The sequence below is a fragment of the Chryseobacterium subflavum genome (assembly GCF_055762745.1).
In genome coordinates this window covers 201528-220494 of record NZ_JBVTMR010000004.1, presented here as the reverse complement: position 1 = coordinate 220494, position 18967 = coordinate 201528, and the positions used below count along the sequence as shown (strand labels likewise).

Genomic DNA, 18967 nt, shown 5'->3' with positions numbered 1-18967 from the left:
GAATTAAAAAATGTCCGTAGTGAAATTGATGGGAAGTGCTGAAATTTTGATGCGATATTTTCTCTGAAGCATTATTTATATCAAAGAATAAATTAATATCAATAATAGTAATAAAGCCGATTCATTGGAATCGGCTTTTATATTGAAAAGTACTTTTCCAATAAAAATTCCTTAACACAATCATAATCCATTCAAAATATACATTTCAATTGAAATTTAAATAAATTTGCAGGATATTATTATTCATATAAAGTCGTGGAAGAAATTGTTGTAAAGCCTATTATTGCCAGAGAACTTCTTGAATCCCTTAAGACAAAAGTGGAAGAGGAGAAGCAGGTTATTGTGCACTGCTGCTTCCCGGCCTCTCCTTTTTTGGGCAACCTGATCCGGATATGGAATACCACGTATCTTTTTGATAACAGTTCGGAGCATCAAAGTAAGCTGATCCACGCTGAAAATATTACAATATTTCCGGACTGGACTCCGGTTCCTTTTATGCGGGATTTTTGGTTTACACTCATATTTTCAGGATTGCCAAAAGATTGTAAAAGTTTTGATCTTAAAGAAGTCATTCCTGAAGAAGGTGGATTTTTTGTACAATCCATTAAGAGAAATGCAATGGATGTATACAGAGTGAAAATATCAGAATCTTATTAAATGAAAATCAGAGAAAAAAAATTACAACAGATCATTGACTGGGCAAAAACGAATCCGGATATTCGTGCTGTTTTGTTAACCAGCTCATTAGTAAATCCTTATGCTCCTGTTGATGATTTTAGTGATCTGGATATTGAACTTGTCTTTGAAAAAATGAAACCATATGAATCTGATAAGTCATGGTTGGAACTTTTTGGGGCGCCCATGTCAATGGTAGAAGAAGATGAAACATTTTTTGACGGAGTCCATGCAATGAAAATGGTTTTGTATGAAGATCTTGTGAAGGTGGACTTCAAACTCTATGAAAAATCTGAATTTATAAAAGAAATAAAAAAAGATGAGCTTCCTGAAGATTGGGACGTAGGCTATAAAGTTCTGATCGACAAAGATGAGTTGACAAAGAATCTAAAGGCCCCGACTTACCAGTCTGTGATGATTAAAAAACCCACAACGGAAAGATTTCAGCAACTGATGAATGATTTCTGGTGGGACACAACTTATGTGGCAAAATGCCTTAAGCGTGAAGATATTTTTTATGCTAAATTTATGAGTGAGGATGTAATCAGAACTGATTATCTTGTTCCTTTGCTGGAATGGTATATTGCCAGTGAAAACGGGTGGAACAATATAACGACCAATAAACACGGAAGACTTTTCAAAAAGTATTTGTCTCCAGATCTATGGAAAAGGATTGAAGCTACTTTTTCCGGAAGTAGTATTGAAGAAAACTGGAATGCTTTATTGGCATATGCAGATCTTTTTCATGAAATAGGAACTGACCTAGCCAGAAAGCTCGAAACTTCATATCCTGAAGAGCATGAAAGTAAAGTACGAAAGTACCTTACGATAATAAAGACTCAGGATTAGTCGAATTCATTTTGCCTGATTAAGTTTTCAATGCAGTATTCAGTAATTGCAACAATCGTTACAAAAGGATTTACGCCAATGGTTCCCGGAATTAAAGATCCGTCCAGGATGAAAAGATTTTCATGATCTTTTAATTTACCATATTGATTGGTGGCTTCACCTAATACGCAACCTCCTAACGGATGATAACATATATTAGGCCCAAAACCATTTTTAAAAAGAAAATGGCTTCTGGTACCTCCATTAGCCCGGTTCATTTTCCGGATAAAATAATCTGCATTCTCTCTCATCTTTTTTGTATGACTTTCATTCCAGTCAATATGGAGTCTTTGAGTTGTGGTATCAAAAGATACTTTTCCCTTTTTATCAACCCTGTTGATTAGCAGATATAATGCAGTAGCCACATCCATACCCATTGGTAATGGCGCAATCTCCGTGAAAAAAGGATGTTCTTTATCTTCCCAGTTATCAACTCCACCTACAGGAATAGTGGATTGCTGAACTCCTGTACCTCCGGACAGAGGTCTGACCCAATTTCTACCGGTCATAAAGTTTCCGTTATTACCCCAATTTTCCCCTACATTACTGTTGAGTGGAAGCTGGTTTTTCGCATTGGATTTTAAAAGAAGCTCTAAAGTTCCCATAGTTCCTGCAGATACAATCAGCTTTTTACAATGAAAAATTTTCTCTTTGATAAGTTCTCCTGAAGTATTGATCTGTTTAACATCCAGTGTATAACTTTTGTCATCATTTAATTTGATGGAAGTAACTGAATGGAGATCCAGTATTTCAAGATTTCCCGTGTCTGATGCTTTTTTTAAATACGTTTTATCAAGACTGTTTTTACCGTGATTATTTCCATAGATCACTTCCGTATTAAGTGCAGATCTCGGAACTTCATTTTTATATTCTCTCTCCATGTATTTGAAATCATACACATTCGGAACACGGATGGTTTTAAAGCCTGCTTTATGAGCCTCTTCTTCACCTACTCTTGTAAATTTATAATAAGGACAATCATGCAAAAACTGTTCATCAATCACATTGACTTTCAGCTCTTTTCTGGCAAGAGGAAAATAGTAATCATAAAACTTTTCGGCATCGAGCTGTGGAAAAACTTCTTTAAAATAACTTTCTTTAGGGGTTACAGCCATTCCGCCATTTACGATAGATCCTCCACCAACACCTCTTCCCATCCAGATATTGATATGTTCAAAATCCAGTCGGTCCAATGCACCTGTAAAAGGTTTTAAAGAGAACAGGTTCATAAAAGGTGCAATGGTCTTCTTTTTCAGCCATGCAGCACTTTCTCGGGGTTTTAATAAGTTGGAAAAAGGAATCCCGGATTTTTCCCAATTCAGTCCTATTTCAAGCATTAATACTTTTTTTCCCGCCTCACATAAGCGTAAAGCTGCTACGGCGCCTCCGTATCCGGAACCGATAATAATGACAGGGGCATCCAAAGTTTCTGTTTTTTCAGGAGATTTTGGAGCGGAACCATATAAAAGATGCGTACCTAAAAAGTAAAAGCCAGATATTCCAATGATACCTGTTGTAATGAACTCTTTTCTATTCATGTTCGTTATTTTCCAAAAACTATGCTAGAAAAACACAAAAAATTATAATTTTTAATTAAAATTAATGGGACTTTTTATTGTAATTTTAACCTTTAATAGATGAATAATGAAAAGATACCTGTTACTATTGCTGCTGTTTCCTTGTTTCGTTTTTTCACAGAAATCAATCCTTAAGGAGAAGGCTGAAATTAAAAAATTCCAGAAGAACCTTAATGCAGAGTATTTAAATCCTAAAGAAACTCCTTTAAGAGGAGATAATTTTACAAATTTTAAAGCACATCCTTTTTTTCCTGTGGATCTAAAATACAGAGTACAAGCTAAGCTGGTACGAACAGCTAATGCTGAACCGTTTGAAATTCCTACTTCATCAGGAAAGACTAAACAATATAAAGAATATGGTAAGGCTAGCTTTACGTTGGAAGGGCAGGAGTATACGCTTACTTTATATCAAAGTCTGGATCTTTTAAAACAAGAAAAATATAAAGACTATCTTTTCCTTCCTTTCCGTGACCTCACCAATGGAAAAGAAACTTATGGTGGCGGAAAATATATGGACCTTAAAATTCCGAAAGGAAATACTCTTATTCTGGATTTTAACCAGTCTTATCAACCGTATTGTGCATATAACGCTTATGATTATAACTGTCCGGTTGTTCCCGAAGAAAATAAACTACCTGTGGAGATCCGTGCTGGAGTGATGTATAACGATATTTACCACCATTAATATGATTCATTTAGAATTTTACAAGCCCGAAGATTTTTCCGGAGTTAACTATACATTGGATGACGTTCAATCGCAGTATACATCAACTGCCGAATTTGCTATAGAGAGAATCAGAGAAAGAAATGATGGTAAAGGATTTTCTGTGACGATCTTTGAAAATGAGAATCCTGCAGGCTATTTTGCCTTGGATTTCGGTGATGATAAACTGGATCTTACCCATAATACGAAATCTGTTTTATTAAGATCATTGTCTATTAATCCCGATTTTCAGGGGAGAGGCATTGGAAAAGCTGCTATGAGCCTTGTAGATGATTTTGTAAAGAATCATTTTAAAGATTGTGATGAAATCGTTCTTGCTGTCAACGAAAACAATATTTCTGCATATGAGCTGTACATAAAAGTAGGCTACATATTCGAGGGGAAAACCAGAATGGGACGGAGTGGTCCGCAACGGCTGATGTATAAAAAACTTTAAGAAAATTTTAAAGTAAAAAAATTCTGCTTGGCGCGATCTTTCCACTAACTTTGAGTAACATCAAATAAAAAATATGGAAATATCCCTTCATAATCAGGTAGCTGTCGTTACGGGAGCATCAAGTGGAATAGGTACAGGAATCGCTAAATCCTTAGCTTCAGCAGGTGCCACGGTCATTGTTAATCATTCTTCAGAAAGATCCGTTGAGGAAGCCAAAGCTGTCTTAAAAGAAATAACGGATGCTGGAGGAAAAGGAATCACCTATCAGTGTGATGTTTCGAAAGAAGATCAGGTGATCGCTATGTTTCAGGAAGTGATTTCCCGATTCGGAACTGTGGATATTCTTGTTAATAACGCCGGGATTCAGAAAGATGCTAAATTCACCGAAATGACCATGGATCAGTGGAATGCTGTAATTGGGGTTAATCTTACCGGACAATTTCTTTGTGCCAGAGAAGCAATTAAGGAGTTTCTTCGCAGGGGAATAGATCTTTCTCGTTCTAAGGCTTGTGGGAAAATCATTCATATCAGTTCTGTCCATGAAATTATTCCATGGGGAGGCCACGCCAATTATGCATCAAGTAAAGGGGCTATCCGTATGCTGATGCAAACCCTGGCACAAGAGTATGGAGCACAAAAAATTAGAGTTAATTCTATTTGTCCTGGGGCTATCCAGACACCAATAAATAAAAATGCCTGGGATACTCCGGAAGCACTCAACAGTCTTCTTAATCTAATTCCATACAATAGAATCGGACAACCGGAAGATATCGGAAACCTGGCCGCTTTTCTGGCGAGTGATCTTGCAGATTATATAACAGGAACCAGCATTTTTGTAGATGGAGGAATGACGACTTTTGAAAGCTTTTCCACAGGCGGATAAATAATGATCTGCCTTTAATTTACTATTTCATTCTTAAAACTACATATATGACAGAACAGCAGAGACTTTCTGATATACAATGGAAAAAATGGGGTCCTTATGTAAGCAATAGGGAATGGGGATTGGTACGTGAAGATTATAGTGCGAATGGAGATGCCTGGAATTATACCAATCATGATATTGCTGAAGCGAAGGCATATCGTTGGGGGGAAGAAGGGATTTGCGGGATTTGTGATGACTGGCAGAAATTGGTGTTTTCCATAGGGTTCTGGAATAAAAAAGATAAGATGATAAAGGAGCGTTTCTTTGGTCTTTCAAACGGCCAGGGAAATCACGGTGAAGATGTTAAAGAATATTTCTATTACCTCGATTCCACACCTACCCATTCCTACATGAAAATGCTTTATAAATATCCTCAGAATGCTTTTCCATATGAAGATCTGCTAAACATCAATGCAGGAAGAAGTAAAAATGAAGATGAATATGAATTGATAGATACCGGTATTTTTGAAAGAAACGAATACTTCGATATCTTCATTGAATATGCTAAAGAAGGGGCAAATGATATTTTAATACAATTAACGGTTACCAATAAATCTGAGAATGAAGCTCCGCTTATCATCTTACCAACACTTTGGTTCAGGAATACCTGGAGTTGGGGATATGATGATTATAAGCCTCTGCTAAGCTCAAAAGAATTTTCAAAGATTAAAATTGAGCATAAGGAACTTGAGGTCAGAAATATCTATTCCAAACAATCCCGGAAAACATTGTTTTGTGATAATGAGACCAATAATGAACGGATATATCGTTCGGCTAATAAATCAAGATACTGTAAGGACGGAATTAATGACTTTATCATTAATCAGAATTTATCGGCCATAAATCCGGAGAATAAGGGAACAAAAGCCTCTTTTTATATTGAAGATGATTTTAATGCAGGAGAAACAAAGACCTTTGAGTTTAGGCTCTCCGATAAAGAATTATCAGAACCATTTCAGGATTTTGAGACAATTTTCAATTCAAGAAAAAAAGAATCTGATGATTTTTATAATGACATCCAGAAAGGAATCCGGTCTGATGATGAAAAGCTGATTCAGAGGCAGGCATTTGCAGGCTTGTTGTGGAATAAAATGTATTATCATTATAATGTTGAAAAGTGGCTGAAAGGTGATCCCGCAGAAATGCCTCCACCTAAATCCCGTGGGAGAATAAGAAATTACGATTGGAAACACCTGAATAATGAACATATCATTTCGATGCCTGATAAATGGGAATATCCATGGTATGCAACCTGGGATCTGGCATTTCATGCCATAAGTTTTTCATTGATTGATCCCGATTTTGCTAAATATCAGTTAAAGTTGTTCCTGTTCGAATGGTATATGCATCCTAACGGGCAGTTACCTGCCTATGAGTGGGATTTTAGTGATGTAAACCCACCCGTTCATGCCTGGGCGGTTTTTAAAGTTTTTAAAATCGATGAATATCTGAAGGATAAGCCTGATCTTGAATTTCTGGAAAGTGCTTTCCAGAAGCTATTGATGAACTTTACATGGTGGGTGAATAAAAAGGATAACAATGGGAATAATATTTTTGAAGGCGGATTTTTAGGACTTGATAATATAGGCGTTTTCGACAGAAACAGTACACTCCCGAATGGAGAACAGCTGGAACAGGCGGATGGAACCAGTTGGATGGCGATGTTCGCACTCAATATGATGAGAATTGCCTTAGAACTGGCTCTCTATAACAGGGTTTATGAAGAGATGGCAATGAAATTCTTTGAACATTTCCTTTCTATCGCCCATTCTCTTGATAATATGGGTGATGAAAACTTTGGCCTCTGGGACGAAGAAGATGAGTTCTTTTATGATGCTATTGCTTCCAGTGATGGAAATCATATGTATCTTAAATTAAGGACAATAGTGGGGCTCATTCCTATGTTTGCGGTTGAGGTAATTGACGATGAGGTGATTGAAAAACTTCCTAATTTTAAAAAGAGGATGCATTGGGTATTGGAAAACAAACCCGAACTGGCAGCCCTTGTTTCGCACTGGGAAGTGAAGGGACAGGATTCAAAGCATTTGCTTTCCCTGCTGAGAGGACATCGCTTAAAGAGGCTCCTCAGCAGAATGCTGGATCCAAACGAGTTTTTAAGTGATTATGGTGTGCGCGCCCTATCCAAAGTATATGAAAAAAATCCTTATACAATTAATCTCAATGGGGTTGATTATTCTGTAAAATATACACCTGCAGAAAGTGATAGTGGGCTTTTTGGTGGAAATAGTAACTGGAGAGGTCCTATCTGGTTTCCTATTAATTTTCTGATTATTGAGAGTCTTCAAAGTTTTTTCTTTTATTATAGTCCTGATTTTATGGTAGAATATCCTACTGGCAGTGGAAATTATTCTAATCTTGAGGAGATCGCAGATGCTCTAAGTAAAAGACTCGCAAAAATATTCCTTAAAGATGAAAATGGAAATCGGCCGGTCAATTCACAGTATCCAAGGTTTCAGACAGATCCTGATTTTAAGGATTACATTCTTTTTTATGAATATTTCCACGGTGATACAGGACGTGGAGTAGGAGCTTCCCACCAAACAGGATGGACCGGACTAATATCTAAAATTCTTCAACCCAAATTCCCCAAAAAGGAAATAGCGGAATCTCAAACGGAAATGCCGGAAGAAACAAAATAGTTGAGCTGAGAGCAATTGGCTAAAAAGTAAGCGAGCAGAATAGTAGAATAATAATGTATTAAATACAATTTCACAATTCAGCTACCTTACAACATACAACGATGACAACCATAAGAAAAATGATCTTATGATTGTGTAATTTACTTACTCAAATATCTGCTGGATCACTTCCAGGGAAGTTGGAATCTTAAAGTCTGTAATATGGTAATGGTAATAAACCAATATACTATCCAGGAGATCCTTTCTTAATGCTGAATGAATTTTTAATTCATAAGGATTCTGTGAAGAAATAATAGATTTCCATGCGGCTGAGATCTCATGACTGAATAATTGATGAGCCGGTTGAGATGAAAAAGTTCCTGTTTCCGGATCCAGATACTGGTGATTGTCGAGTAGGGGTGCTACACCCTGGATTTTTAAAATTTTAATTAAAAAAATCAAATGGGATTGATAATTCTTTAGAGAGAGTTCATCAATAAACTCGTCAATGGAAAAATAGAGATTAGAATTTTTATGTTCATTTCTCAGGATCTGATTAAGAAAATCTGAAATAAAGAAAACTACAGTATTGATCTTTATATCGGTATACATATCGTTGTTTTTTACCAACTCGAATCTGGTAACGGACGGTATTCCGCTACTTTTTCCCACAGGAATGGAAAAACTGAGTTGGTTTAACGGAAGCAATAATGCTTTTTTCTTATTTCTTTTGGAGTAAATCCCCTTCAGGAAAAAAGTCTGAAAGCCTTCCTCTTCTGTAAAGCAATGAAGAACCGCATCATTTTCCCCGTATTTGATAAATGAAAGTAAAAATCCTTTTTGTGAATTCATTAATTAACCACAGCTATTTTGGCGGTCGCTTTATCAGAACCATCTTCATTGGTCATTAAGACAAAATAGATACCTGATGCTACTCTGGTTCCTCGCTGATTATTAAGGTCCCATTCATAATAACCACCTCTTGCTACTGCCGAGTGAATGACGTTTCCTGCAACATCAGTTATTCTTATGTTTGTTTTTTCCGCCAGACCTTTGATTGTAACTTTTCCTTTGAAATTGGAGTATACCACAGGATTCGGGTACACCACTACATTTCCGAAGCCCGAAGTTACATCCGCTACATCTCCCTGATAGGTTACAATTCCGTTGTAAGAAGCAAAATATACCTTTCCTGTTTTTCTGTCTACTTTAATATCAGTGATGCTGTTCGTAGGCAATGGTGAATTTTCCTTTGTAAAATGCTTTATGGTTCTTTGTCCATCTGAAGACAGATAATATACTCCTCCACCATCTACTGAAATCCATTTATAATCTCCTGCATCTACTTCTATTTGTAGAATTTGAGAATCACGGAAAAGCTCCTCACCTAGATTATTCTGCTCAATGATAATAGGGTTTACAGTAGGATTGGGTTCTTTAATGGCTGTTACCGCATTGGATAAAATACGTAGTCCTGTGTCAGAACCTATCCACGCATCTCCGGCTTTATCAATGGCGACAGAAACCGTTCCTCCTGAATTGGTTGGAAATCCGCTGGCTTGAGTCAGGATATAAGCGGTGTCATCAGATACGTTTGTTGGAGTCTTTTTATAATCATATACTAAAAAGTTGTTCGTCCTTGGGATCGGTACCCATAAAAGATTTTCATAATATAGAGCTTTCTGCACACCGTGGCTCAGACCTGCTATTTCCTTTACGATAAAATTGTCAGCAGTTTTGTCATATGGAACCACAGACATAGAGCCATTGTCCATGAAACCTACAGTAGCAAATAAGTTATTTTGATCATCATAAGTTAAGCCTACAGGTCTATAGGCAAAGTTATTAGGTGGCGATAAGCTGTAATATTTTGTAAAATCAAAATCTTTATTTGTGCTGTTGTATTTCATTTTGTAAATACCCTGTCCTCCATATACATAGTTGGTGAAATAGACTTCATCCAAATTGCTCGGATCGGCTACAGCATCTAAAATATTAAATGACTGTGTTTGTCCTATAAAATAAGATGAATATATCCACTGCATTCCGTTAAAGTAGTAAAAACCCGGATTTTTAGCATTAATAAGTGGAGTGTTGAATCTTGCTTCTCTACCTCCGGTTGAAACTAAAATTCGATTTTCACCATATAAATTAAGTTTATAAGCATAGTTGAAATAGGGACCATCCGGTTTAAATGCATTATTGGTTTCATCTTTAATTCCCGAAAGAATAGTTCCTCCATATATCTTCGAACCTGTCCTTATAGCGGTATTACATTCTTCTCCTACACTCGCAGTCCCAACATAGTTTCCGTTGGTATTGAAAGTGTAAATCCTACTCTGATCGGTAACAATAATGCCATTTGAACTCACTACGATATCCTGTACTTTTCCAAAAGTCTGTGAAAGTGGAGTAGAGACACCATTATTAAAGATGTATGCTGTAGTTGCAGAAGAAAAGCTAATAACAGGATCAGAATCGATTTGGGTAAATGTTCCCGGGACATCAGTTGTCCAGGTAGAAAATACCGGAAAAGTCGTATTCATTTCATGGCTCTTTAAACCAGTATTTGTTACAGAATATACCTTATTATCTACGATAGTTGCTTCATTACTCGCTTCGTATACACCTCCTGCAAGAAAAAAAGCAGAATCGTTAAACTCTTTTTTTCTAAGATCAAAAATAGAGACTCCATAGCCAACTGAAATAACAGCCTTATCTCCTGTAATTGATATATGATTGATTTTTTTGCTTCCGTTGTATCCTGTAGCAATGGGGATATCCACAACATAAGTAACACCGTCCGGAGTAACAATATCCAAGGAGCCGTTTTGATAACCAATAAGCCCGATCTTGGTTTGAGCATTGTAATCAAAAGCAGAAATACCTACTTCATGAAGGCCGTTTGCTTTGGATAACTTCGTAATTTCACCTGTCGAGATGGTATAATAGAATAGCCCGTTTTCTGCAGCTGCAATTATTTTCCCATTATCTTCTTTCATGGAGATAACATTGTTGTAGGAGAATATATCCGCCCATTTTTTTGAAGAGATAACCTGAGCATTAGCCATTTGAAAGCATGCTAAAATACCAAGGGAAATTATGGAGAGTTTTTTCATATTATGCTATTATACTGCTATCTATTACCTGATTATTCCAGGAGATATGTTGTACGTTTTTGTTATTGTCAAAATGGAAATCTATTCTGCCTAAAAGAAGTCCTGCCCATCCCACCTGATTTACCAGGACATTTTTTCCTTGACGGTTTTTAAAGGTTTGGGGTTCCGGTAAAAATGTATGGGTATGTCCTCCTAAAATCAGATCGATATTTTCTGTACTTGCAGCCAGTATCTTATCACTTACCTTATCGGGCTCTCCTTTGTAATCGTAGCCAATATGTGATAAGCAAATTACAAGATCACATTTTTGTTCATTTTTCAAAAAGTTTGAATAATGTTGTGCAACTTCAATCGGATTCGAATATACGGTTTCCTGATATTGTTTTTTACCCACTAGCCCCTCCAATTGAATGCCTACTCCGAAAATCCCTACTTTGATTCCGTTTTTATTGAAGATTTTATAGAGAGATGTTTTACCATCTAAAACTGTATTTTTAAAATCGTAATTCGAGCAGATGAATGGAAACTGTGCATTAGGCAAAACATTCAGAAACCCCTGTAATCCATTATCAAAATCATGATTCCCCATGGTAGAAGCATCATATTTCATCATGGACATTAATTTGAATTCAAGTTCGCCGCCAAAGAAATTAAAGTATGGTGTTCCCTGGAATATATCTCCCGAGTCAAGAAGCAATACATTGTTTTCTTTACTTCTGATTTGCTGTATTAAACTTGCTCTTCTTGCAAAACCTCCCTGATTAGGATTTTTTGTATAACTTTCATCAAAAGGTTCTATTCTGCTGTGCTGATCATTGGTATGAAGAATAGTAAGTTTATTTGTTGAAGATAAGGTACTCAGTCCGAAATCTTCAGCCATCATCATATTGGGAGCTAAAGCCATTGCCATAGTCCCGCCACCAATTGTTTTTATAAATCTTTTTCTATCCATTATTTCTTACCGATAAAATTTAAACGAACATCTGTATTGGGAACAATCTGCGGGTTTTTCTTAAAACAATCAATAAAAAGATCTCTCATTTTAATTCCCGTAGAAATTGATTCCCCTTTTGCAAAGAAATTCATGTTATCACCTCCTAATGCTAAATAATCAGAAGTTGCAATATAATAATCCTGACTTGAATTAATGGTTTTTCCGTCAATTAAAGTTTTGGATGGTTTGCCGTTTTGAGTTTCTATATACAAATGAGAAACCGGATTATTGACCTCATTTTTTGCATAGTATTCAAATAAACCCTGCAAGTCGGATCCCTTCATTTTAACAATGACCACTTCATTTTCGAATGGCATCACTTCGTATACATTTTTGAGTAAAATATCACCCTTGCCAATGGAAGTGCGAATACCTCCTATATTGATGAGAGCAGCGTCAACATTCTTTTGCAGGTGTGACTTTGCCCATTCATTGGCTCCTTCAAAAGTATAATCAGCTAAAAGATTTCCCAGATTGCTGTTATCACCTTGTTTGGTAAGATCTGTGTTCGTATGGGAAATTTTTTGATTCATTTCCCGATCCAGTTTTTGTTTATAAGGTTCAATAACTTTTACAAAAGCCTCATCATTCTTCAGATCTTTATTAATGGAAATATTCTTTTGTGTTTCCACATTTGCTACCTGTAAAGGAATTGTTTTACAAGAAGTAAGCGAAACCAAGGCAATTCCCAGCAATAAGAATTTATTTTTCATAATTTCTTTTAGTATATGCAAATATAATTATATGTAGAATAAAACATTATTATTTATTATAAATTCTTAGTCGAAATTATTAAATTTGACAAAAATAATTCTAACAGATGAGCATTTTAAAAGGAGTAGGTGTGGCTTTGGTAACACCCTTTAATGAAGATTTATCCGTTGATTTTGATAGTTTAACAAAACTTGTTGAATATAACATTGAAAACGGAACCAGTTATTTAGTTGTTTTAGGAACTACAGCGGAAGCTGCAACACTTTCTGCAGAGGAGAAGAAACAGGTTACAGATCATATCATTAAGGTAAATAGTAAACGCCTTCCTTTGGTTCTGGGAATTGGAGGGAACAATACTCTTGAAGTAAAAAAACAAATTGAAGAAACGGATCTTTCATCATTTGAAGCAGTTTTATCAGTTTCTCCTTATTATAATAAACCTAATCAGGAGGGGCTTTATCAGCATTATAAAGCTCTGGCTTCTACAGGAAAAAAGATCATTATCTATAACGTGCCTTCCCGAACAGGACAAAATATAGAGGCAGATACTACGATTCGATTGGCTAAAGAATTTCCTAATTTATTCTTAATTAAGGAAGCCGCTCCAAACATTCTTCAATATTTCGATATTTTAAGAAAGAAGCCTGGAGGTTTTGCATTAGTATCGGGAGATGATGAATATGCATTGCCTGTAACTTTGGCAGGGGGTGAAGGAGTTATTTCCGTTATAGGACAAGCATATCCAAAAGAGTTTTCTACTATGATTCAGTTAGCTTTGGATGGAAAAGTAAAAGAAGCTTATGAAATTCATAACAAACTTGTGGAAATCACAAGATTGATTTTTGCCGAAGGAAATCCATGTGGAATTAAAGTGATTTTGACAGAAAAAGGAATTATTAAAAATTATTTAAGACTTCCTCTCGTAGCAGCATCAGAAGGACTTTACGCGAAAATAAAAGCTGAAATGGCGAATGTTTAAGATACGTAAGACGTTAAAAATAAATATGCGGTTACGTTATCTGTCAATAAATTAAATAACATAAAGTGAAAGGTTCGTGCCTTTCACTTTTTTTAATGATAAAATTATGGAATTAGTAAAAGCAACAGAAAATGACATTCCTTTAATTCAGGATTTAGCCAGAAGATCATGGGAAAATGCCTATGCAGAAATACTTTCGGCTGAACAGATGGAGTATATGTTGGGTACAATGTATTCTACAGAAGAGATTGCAGGGCATTTGCAGCACCCTCATTATCATTATTATCTTATTAAAGATGGAGAAAGTAACTCTTTTGAAGGATTTATAGGCTACGAAAATGCCTACGAAGATCAAACAACAAAACTCCACAGGATTTATTTGGTTCCCGAGAGTAAAGGAAAAGGATTTGGGAAAAAAGCACTCGCTTTTTTGGCAGACAAAACACTTGAAGCTGGAGATGGCAGAATAATCTTAAATGTAAATAAATTTAATGCCGCAAGACAATTTTACGAATCTCAAGGATACCGGATCTACGACGAAGGAGTATTTGATATCGGGAATGGTTTCGTGATGGACGATTATCTCATGGAATTTATAATTCACGAACAATAGACTTATAATTGTGTAACAATATCTGATAATTCTATAACGGGTGACTTGGTTATAATTGTGATATTTGCAAAGAACCAAATCACTTCAAAAATAATACGTTCATATACTTGGTTTTAAGCTGTATTGGCTTTTATCAGTATATTTTTTTCATCCTTAGTGTTTAAATTCCTGTATTCTTTAATGCAGGAGTTTTTTGCGTTTATGAAAATTATTTTAACTTTATTAACCTATTTCACATTTATATGAAATAAAAGTTTATATTTACAAAATAATTAACACACTTGTACTAGGATGAAAATGTATGTGAAATTTGATTTCAATGCTCTTTGTAAAAAAGTGTTGGATGAAAAGCTTAAAGAACAGGGTTTGAAATACCGTTTGCTGAATTTTGGGGAAGTTGAATTTTATGAAGCATTTACTCAGGAACAGCACAATAATTTCAAAAAGAATCTTGAAGATTATGGCATCGAAATTATCGAGAGCCAGAAGATTGCATTAGTCCAGAAAATAAAAGATGCAATCGTAGAATTGGTTTTCTCAAAAGATATTGTTGCTGTTAAAGCGTCTATTTACATTGCTGAAAAATTGAATCATAGCTACGGATATCTTTCCAATCTTTTTTCAGAAGTCGCGTACACATCTATAGAAAACTTTATTATTCTACAGAAGATAGAATATGCCAAGGAGCTGATTATTACAAATAAACTTAACCTTACGGAGATTGCACATAAGCTGAACTACTCCAGTGTTGCTCATCTCAGTACACAATTTAAAAATACAACGGGTATCACTCCTTCCCAGTTTCAGAAAATTATTATCAAAAGGAGAAAAGAGCAGACTGTGGCTGTTACTAATAAAATGCTTTATGAATAAAGAATATTTAAATACCATACTTGTTGATAATGACGAAGGCAATATTATTCTATTTAAAAGTATACTTAAAGATCTTAAAATAACAGTAAAGGTGCAGTCGTTTTCCAATGGTGAGGATTTGATGAAATATTTAAATAATGCGGAGGCTCTTATTCCGGAAGTGCTGCTGATGAACTACACCATTCCAAAAAAAGGGATGCTGGAATGTCTGGAAGAGATTAAAAAAGATGTGAGGTTGAACAGTATGGTCACAGGGGTATATTGTGATACGTTGTCAGAAGAAGAAGTCGAAAGGATTTTTGTAAAAGGTGCAAATATTTATATAAAAAAACCAGATAATTATAAAGACCTGAAAAGGGTAATTTCCGAGGTAGTGACTCTCAATTGGCAATACCACACATCAGGACTCAATAAGGATAATCTTATCCTGAAAGTATGATAAACATTGATGTTTCTGGATTTTAATTCAGAAATAAAATAAGACATATTATACAATACTCACCAATAGGTGAAAATTTTATAACTATTAAATATAATAATATAAATAGTTATTAATAACAATTGATGAAATTTGTACAAGAAACGTGCTAACACAAATTAATCATAAAAGTAATTAATATAAATAATTATTTTTCAAATCTTGAAAGTAAAAAATGTTAATCACGATGTTAGTAAAACAAAATGGATTATTCAGTTCCAATGTTAAGCGTAGAAGATCTTTAAACAACGGTACAATCATGAAAACTCAAGCGTCGGGGGATATTATAGTCGTTTCTTTTAAAATCCTTTCGACAAACACAGTTAGTTTTTATAATAAGTAAGTTGGAAACATAATTCATTTTGTTTTTTCAAAATTTATTTAGTAGTGGCTTAAAATAAAAATGCAAATGCTATAAATATTTTCACTCCACATCAAATTACAGAATAATAAGCATTCTACTAAATAAATTTTTTACCACGAGAATAATTTCTTCTAAATAACAGTTTTATAAGGGGGCCGCGGAAAGATCTTTTTCTTTTTGCGGTTTTTTTATGATATTTTGCTCCATTTATTTTTCCCTTTATAGTATTTCAGATAGTAGTTTTTAATAATCTGATGTTCCGCAAGACCAAGCAGGGGATCTTTTTCAAGAATCTTTTCAACTGTTTTCTTTGTTGCTTTTATAATCCCGGAATCTTTTACCAGGTCAAGTCTTTTAAAATCTACAACACCACTTTGCTGAGTACCTAAAATATCACCGGGTCCGCGTAATTGCATATCTACTTCTGAGATTTTAAATCCATCATTGGTTTCTGTCATTGTCCTGATGCGGGTTCTGCTTTCAGTTGATAGTTTATCTGAAGTCATGAGAATGCAATAGCTTTGTTCCGCTCCGCGGCCCACACGTCCTCTTAACTGATGGAGCTGTGACAAACCAAACCTCTCAGCGCTCTCTATAACCATTACTGAGGCATTGGGAACGTTTACACCCACTTCAATTACTGTCGTTGCAACCATAATTTCTGCTTTCCCGGATGCAAAATAATTCATGGCTGCGTCTTTTTCATCCGGCTTCATCCTTCCATGAAGCATACTCACATTATAATCAGGAAAAGAGTTCATAACATGATCCAAACCTTCCATTAAATTTTTATAATCTAAGGTTTCAGACTCTTCTATCAGCGGATATACAAAATAGACCTGCCTGCCTTTTTTTATTTCATCTCTACAGAAATTATAAACATAGGTTCTGTCTTTTTCTCTTCTATGAGCTGTTATAATCGGTTTTCTACCTACGGGCATTTCATCTATCACAGAAACATCCAAGTCCGAGTAAAAGCTCATAGCCAGAGTTCTCGGAATAGGAGTGGCTGTCATAACAAGAATGTGTGGCGGAATTTTGTTTTTTGCCCAAAGTTTTGCCCGTTGTGCAACACCAAACCGATGTTGCTCATCTATAATGGCAAGCCCGAGATTTTTAAACTTAACCTTATCCTCAAGTACGGCATGAGTGCCTACTAAAATAGACAGCTCTCCGTTTTCAAGCTCCTGATGAATGATTTTCCTTTCAGAAGCCTTTGTGGAACCGGTTAAAAGCCGGACATTAATATCTGTTTTTTCCAGCAATTCTTTTATTCCGTTATAATGCTGTTGGGCAAGGATTTCAGTAGGTGCCATCATACAACTTTGAAAGCCGTTATCCATTGCAATAAGCATAGTAAGCAAAGCAACCATCGTTTTTCCTGAGCCTACATCTCCCTGAAGAAGCCTGTTCATCTGTATCGGTTTCTTCATATCTAAGCGTATTTCTTTTAAAACACGTTTTTGGGCATTGGTAAGCTCAAAAGGAAGATGGTTTTCATAAAAACCGGTAAAGTAGTCTCCCACAATAGGAAATGGATTGCCGAACGCCTGGCTTTTATGATGAATTTTCTTTAAAACATAGCCTAGCTGAAAGAAAAATGATTCTTCAAATTTCAACCGCTGATCGGCCTTTTCAAAATATTCCATACTCTGTGGAAAATGGATATTTAAAAAAGTATGTTGCCTTGATAAGAATTTAAAGGATTTTATCAGGTAATCCGGTAGGTTTTCCTCAATAAGATTGGGGATCTCTTTGCAGATATTTCTGAGAATTGTTTGAAAATATTTTTGGTTTAAACCACGTTTTGTCAGCTTTTCAGAGCTTGGATAAATTGGTCTCAGGCGATTATCATTTTCTCTTTTTTCTTCAATTTCAATTTCCGGATGTGGCATTGAAAACTGACTGTTAAAAAGATTGATCTTTCCGAAAATATAAACTTCCCTGTTGATGGGAAGCTGCTCTTTCAGCCATTTTGAATATTGGAACCATACAAGATCCATTGTTCCGGTTTCATCATTGAATTTGGCGGAGAGCCTTTTGGTTTTTCCGGTTTGAATTTCCTGAACATGGGTAATTTTTCCTTTTAGCTGAATCTCCAGATTGTTTTCCTGAAGATGAGAAATTTTATACACTTTATTTTTATCCAGATACCGGATAGGATAGAAGTTAAGCAAATCTTCCACAGTAGAAATTCCCAACACACTTTTAATGAGTTTAGCTTTTTCAGGACCGATTCCTTTAACGTATTCTATAGAGGTTTCTAGATTCAATTTTAGCTTGGATACAGGTTTCTGATCCGCGATAGTAAATGAAAAAATAAAAGTCCGAATTTCGGTAAAATAAAAAAAACTTCCAAAAAATTGGAAGCCTTAATTATTAATTTGGAAATCCCAAACTAGTTTTTTATTTTGGATTTAAACTTTTTCTGGTAATCTTCCCACTGTTCCCGAGTTTTGATTTTTTTATACATATCCTTTGAAATAAATTCCAGGTAAGGCTCAAGCTCTATAGCTGAAAGTTCACCCTGAAGAATAGTGATGGGTCCTCCTTTCTCATCCAGAAAAACAGTGCTGGGAACTGCCGCAACGTTCATATATTGTGTGAATTCATGGAGTGAATTTTTTCCTTTTTTGTGTTCAACGGTGTGATTGGAAAATGTTCTCCCGAAAATTTCAATATCTTTTTTCTCTTCTGCATTGAACTTCACCGGATAATAGTTTTCATTCAGGATCTGCTCAATTACTGGATGACCAAATGTCTTTTTGTCCATAATTTTGCATGGACCACACCAGTCGGCATAAAAATCAATAAGAATTTTTTTAGGATTTTGTTTCTGAGCCTTCAGGGCTTCTTCAATAGTCATCCATTTAACTTGTGCGAAGCTCAGGGTAAACAAAAACAAACTTATTATGCTTAGAATTTTTTTCATATAATTTTAAATTATTAATAAAATTAAGCATAATAAG

17 protein-coding genes are annotated in these 18967 nt (G+C 35.3%); 10 read left to right on the top strand and 7 right to left on the bottom strand.

What is annotated here, in order from left to right; all coding sequences use genetic code 11:
- Positions 1-255: 255 nt before the first annotated feature.
- Positions 256-657, top strand: a complete 402-nt coding sequence (locus AC0INN_RS18375) for a hypothetical protein (protein WP_172283809.1) — start codon at positions 256-258, stop codon at positions 655-657.
- The gene (locus tag AC0INN_RS18370) at positions 658-1524 is read left to right on the top strand and encodes an AadS family aminoglycoside 6-adenylyltransferase (RefSeq protein WP_273650755.1); all 867 of its coding nucleotides are present in this window, start codon (positions 658-660) and stop codon (positions 1522-1524) included. It begins immediately after the preceding gene.
- Here the strand turns inward: AC0INN_RS18370 and AC0INN_RS18365 are convergent.
- Positions 1521-3101 carry a GMC family oxidoreductase N-terminal domain-containing protein gene (locus tag AC0INN_RS18365; protein WP_306614476.1) on the bottom strand — a complete coding sequence of 527 codons (1581 nt, stop codon included), beginning with the start codon at positions 3099-3101 and terminating at the stop codon, positions 1521-1523. The two genes, AC0INN_RS18370 and AC0INN_RS18365, sit on opposite strands and share 4 nt — an antisense overlap.
- A gap of 106 nt (positions 3102-3207) precedes the next feature.
- Here AC0INN_RS18365 and AC0INN_RS18360 point away from each other — a divergent pair, with 106 nt between their 5' ends.
- From AC0INN_RS18360 to AC0INN_RS18345, 4 genes are all read left to right on the top strand, one after another.
- A complete protein-coding gene (locus tag AC0INN_RS18360) occupies positions 3208-3825 on the top strand; it encodes a DUF1684 domain-containing protein (RefSeq protein ID WP_273650757.1) in 618 nt (205 codons plus the stop codon).
- A 1-nt stretch (position 3826) separates the two neighbouring features.
- Entirely contained in the window at positions 3827-4300 is a 474-nt protein-coding gene (locus tag AC0INN_RS18355; protein ID WP_273650758.1) for a GNAT family N-acetyltransferase, read from the top strand.
- 73 nt (positions 4301-4373) lie between these two features.
- Complete coding sequence (locus AC0INN_RS18350) at positions 4374-5183, top strand: SDR family oxidoreductase (RefSeq protein WP_273650759.1); 810 nt, start codon at positions 4374-4376, stop codon at positions 5181-5183.
- A gap of 47 nt (positions 5184-5230) precedes the next feature.
- Positions 5231-7885 carry an MGH1-like glycoside hydrolase domain-containing protein gene (locus tag AC0INN_RS18345; RefSeq protein WP_273650760.1) on the top strand — a complete coding sequence of 885 codons (2655 nt, stop codon included), beginning with the start codon at positions 5231-5233 and terminating at the stop codon, positions 7883-7885.
- Positions 7886-8029: 144 nt separating this feature from the next.
- On the opposite strand, the gene recO is transcribed toward AC0INN_RS18345, so the two are convergent.
- From recO to AC0INN_RS18325, 4 genes are read right to left on the bottom strand one after another with little or no spacing between them, the layout of a single operon-like run.
- The gene (recO, locus tag AC0INN_RS18340) at positions 8030-8716 is read right to left on the bottom strand and encodes a DNA repair protein RecO (RefSeq protein WP_273650761.1); all 687 of its coding nucleotides are present in this window, start codon (positions 8714-8716) and stop codon (positions 8030-8032) included.
- Positions 8716-10983, bottom strand: coding sequence for a type IX secretion system anionic LPS delivery protein PorZ (gene porZ / locus AC0INN_RS18335; RefSeq protein ID WP_273650762.1), 2268 nt, complete (start codon positions 10981-10983; stop codon positions 8716-8718). Before porZ ends, recO begins: the two co-directional genes overlap by 1 nt.
- A 1-nt stretch (position 10984) precedes the next feature.
- A complete protein-coding gene (locus AC0INN_RS18330) occupies positions 10985-11935 on the bottom strand; it encodes a bifunctional metallophosphatase/5'-nucleotidase (protein ID WP_172283827.1) in 951 nt (316 codons plus the stop codon).
- The gene (locus AC0INN_RS18325) at positions 11935-12690 is read right to left on the bottom strand and encodes a 5'-nucleotidase C-terminal domain-containing protein (protein WP_172283829.1); all 756 of its coding nucleotides are present in this window, start codon (positions 12688-12690) and stop codon (positions 11935-11937) included. Before AC0INN_RS18325 ends, AC0INN_RS18330 begins: the two co-directional genes overlap by 1 nt.
- Before the next feature lie 107 nt (positions 12691-12797).
- Here AC0INN_RS18325 and dapA point away from each other — a divergent pair, with 107 nt between their 5' ends.
- From dapA to AC0INN_RS18305, 4 genes are all read left to right on the top strand, one after another.
- The gene (gene dapA / locus AC0INN_RS18320; protein WP_273650763.1) at positions 12798-13670 is read left to right on the top strand and encodes a 4-hydroxy-tetrahydrodipicolinate synthase; all 873 of its coding nucleotides are present in this window, start codon (positions 12798-12800) and stop codon (positions 13668-13670) included.
- 106 nt (positions 13671-13776) lie between these two features.
- Positions 13777-14283 carry a GNAT family N-acetyltransferase gene (locus AC0INN_RS18315; protein WP_273650764.1) on the top strand — a complete coding sequence of 169 codons (507 nt, stop codon included), beginning with the start codon at positions 13777-13779 and terminating at the stop codon, positions 14281-14283.
- A gap of 291 nt (positions 14284-14574) precedes the next feature.
- The gene (locus AC0INN_RS18310) at positions 14575-15156 is read left to right on the top strand and encodes a helix-turn-helix domain-containing protein (RefSeq protein WP_172283835.1); all 582 of its coding nucleotides are present in this window, start codon (positions 14575-14577) and stop codon (positions 15154-15156) included.
- Positions 15149-15595 carry a response regulator gene (locus AC0INN_RS18305; protein WP_172283837.1) on the top strand — a complete coding sequence of 149 codons (447 nt, stop codon included), beginning with the start codon at positions 15149-15151 and terminating at the stop codon, positions 15593-15595. Before AC0INN_RS18310 ends, AC0INN_RS18305 begins: the two co-directional genes overlap by 8 nt.
- Positions 15596-16186: 591 nt before the next feature.
- Here AC0INN_RS18305 and recG read toward each other — a convergent pair.
- Positions 16187-18304 carry an ATP-dependent DNA helicase RecG gene (gene recG, locus AC0INN_RS18300; protein WP_306614597.1) on the bottom strand — a complete coding sequence of 706 codons (2118 nt, stop codon included), beginning with the start codon at positions 18302-18304 and terminating at the stop codon, positions 16187-16189.
- Positions 18305-18396: 92 nt separating this feature from the next.
- Positions 18397-18930, bottom strand: coding sequence for a thioredoxin family protein (locus AC0INN_RS18295; protein WP_306614470.1), 534 nt, complete (start codon positions 18928-18930; stop codon positions 18397-18399).
- Between the last annotated feature and the right edge of the window lie 37 nt (positions 18931-18967).

Excerpts from the sequence above, each read along its gene's own strand:
- AC0INN_RS18365 (WP_306614476.1), bottom strand. The coding sequence starts at position 3,101 with ATGAATAGAAAAGAGTTCATTACAACAGGTATCATTGGAATATCTGGC.
- AC0INN_RS18330 (WP_172283827.1), bottom strand. The coding sequence starts at position 11,935 with ATGGATAGAAAAAGATTTATAAAAACAATTGGTGGCGGGACTATGGCA.
- AC0INN_RS18355 (WP_273650758.1), top strand. The coding sequence starts at position 3,827 with ATGATTCATTTAGAATTTTACAAGCCCGAAGATTTTTCCGGAGTTAAC.
- recO (WP_273650761.1), bottom strand. The coding sequence starts at position 8,716 with ATGAATTCACAAAAAGGATTTTTACTTTCATTTATCAAATACGGGGAA.
- AC0INN_RS18370 (WP_273650755.1), top strand. The coding sequence starts at position 658 with ATGAAAATCAGAGAAAAAAAATTACAACAGATCATTGACTGGGCAAAA.
- AC0INN_RS18305 (WP_172283837.1), top strand. The coding sequence starts at position 15,149 with ATGAATAAAGAATATTTAAATACCATACTTGTTGATAATGACGAAGGC.
- AC0INN_RS18345 (WP_273650760.1), top strand. The coding sequence starts at position 5,231 with ATGACAGAACAGCAGAGACTTTCTGATATACAATGGAAAAAATGGGGT.
- AC0INN_RS18360 (WP_273650757.1), top strand. The coding sequence starts at position 3,208 with ATGAAAAGATACCTGTTACTATTGCTGCTGTTTCCTTGTTTCGTTTTT.
- AC0INN_RS18295 (WP_306614470.1), bottom strand. The coding sequence starts at position 18,930 with ATGAAAAAAATTCTAAGCATAATAAGTTTGTTTTTGTTTACCCTGAGC.
- AC0INN_RS18325 (WP_172283829.1), bottom strand. The coding sequence starts at position 12,690 with ATGAAAAATAAATTCTTATTGCTGGGAATTGCCTTGGTTTCGCTTACT.
- dapA (WP_273650763.1), top strand. The coding sequence starts at position 12,798 with ATGAGCATTTTAAAAGGAGTAGGTGTGGCTTTGGTAACACCCTTTAAT.
- porZ (WP_273650762.1), bottom strand. The coding sequence starts at position 10,983 with ATGAAAAAACTCTCCATAATTTCCCTTGGTATTTTAGCATGCTTTCAA.
- AC0INN_RS18315 (WP_273650764.1), top strand. The coding sequence starts at position 13,777 with ATGGAATTAGTAAAAGCAACAGAAAATGACATTCCTTTAATTCAGGAT.
- AC0INN_RS18310 (WP_172283835.1), top strand. The coding sequence starts at position 14,575 with ATGAAAATGTATGTGAAATTTGATTTCAATGCTCTTTGTAAAAAAGTG.
- AC0INN_RS18350 (WP_273650759.1), top strand. The coding sequence starts at position 4,374 with ATGGAAATATCCCTTCATAATCAGGTAGCTGTCGTTACGGGAGCATCA.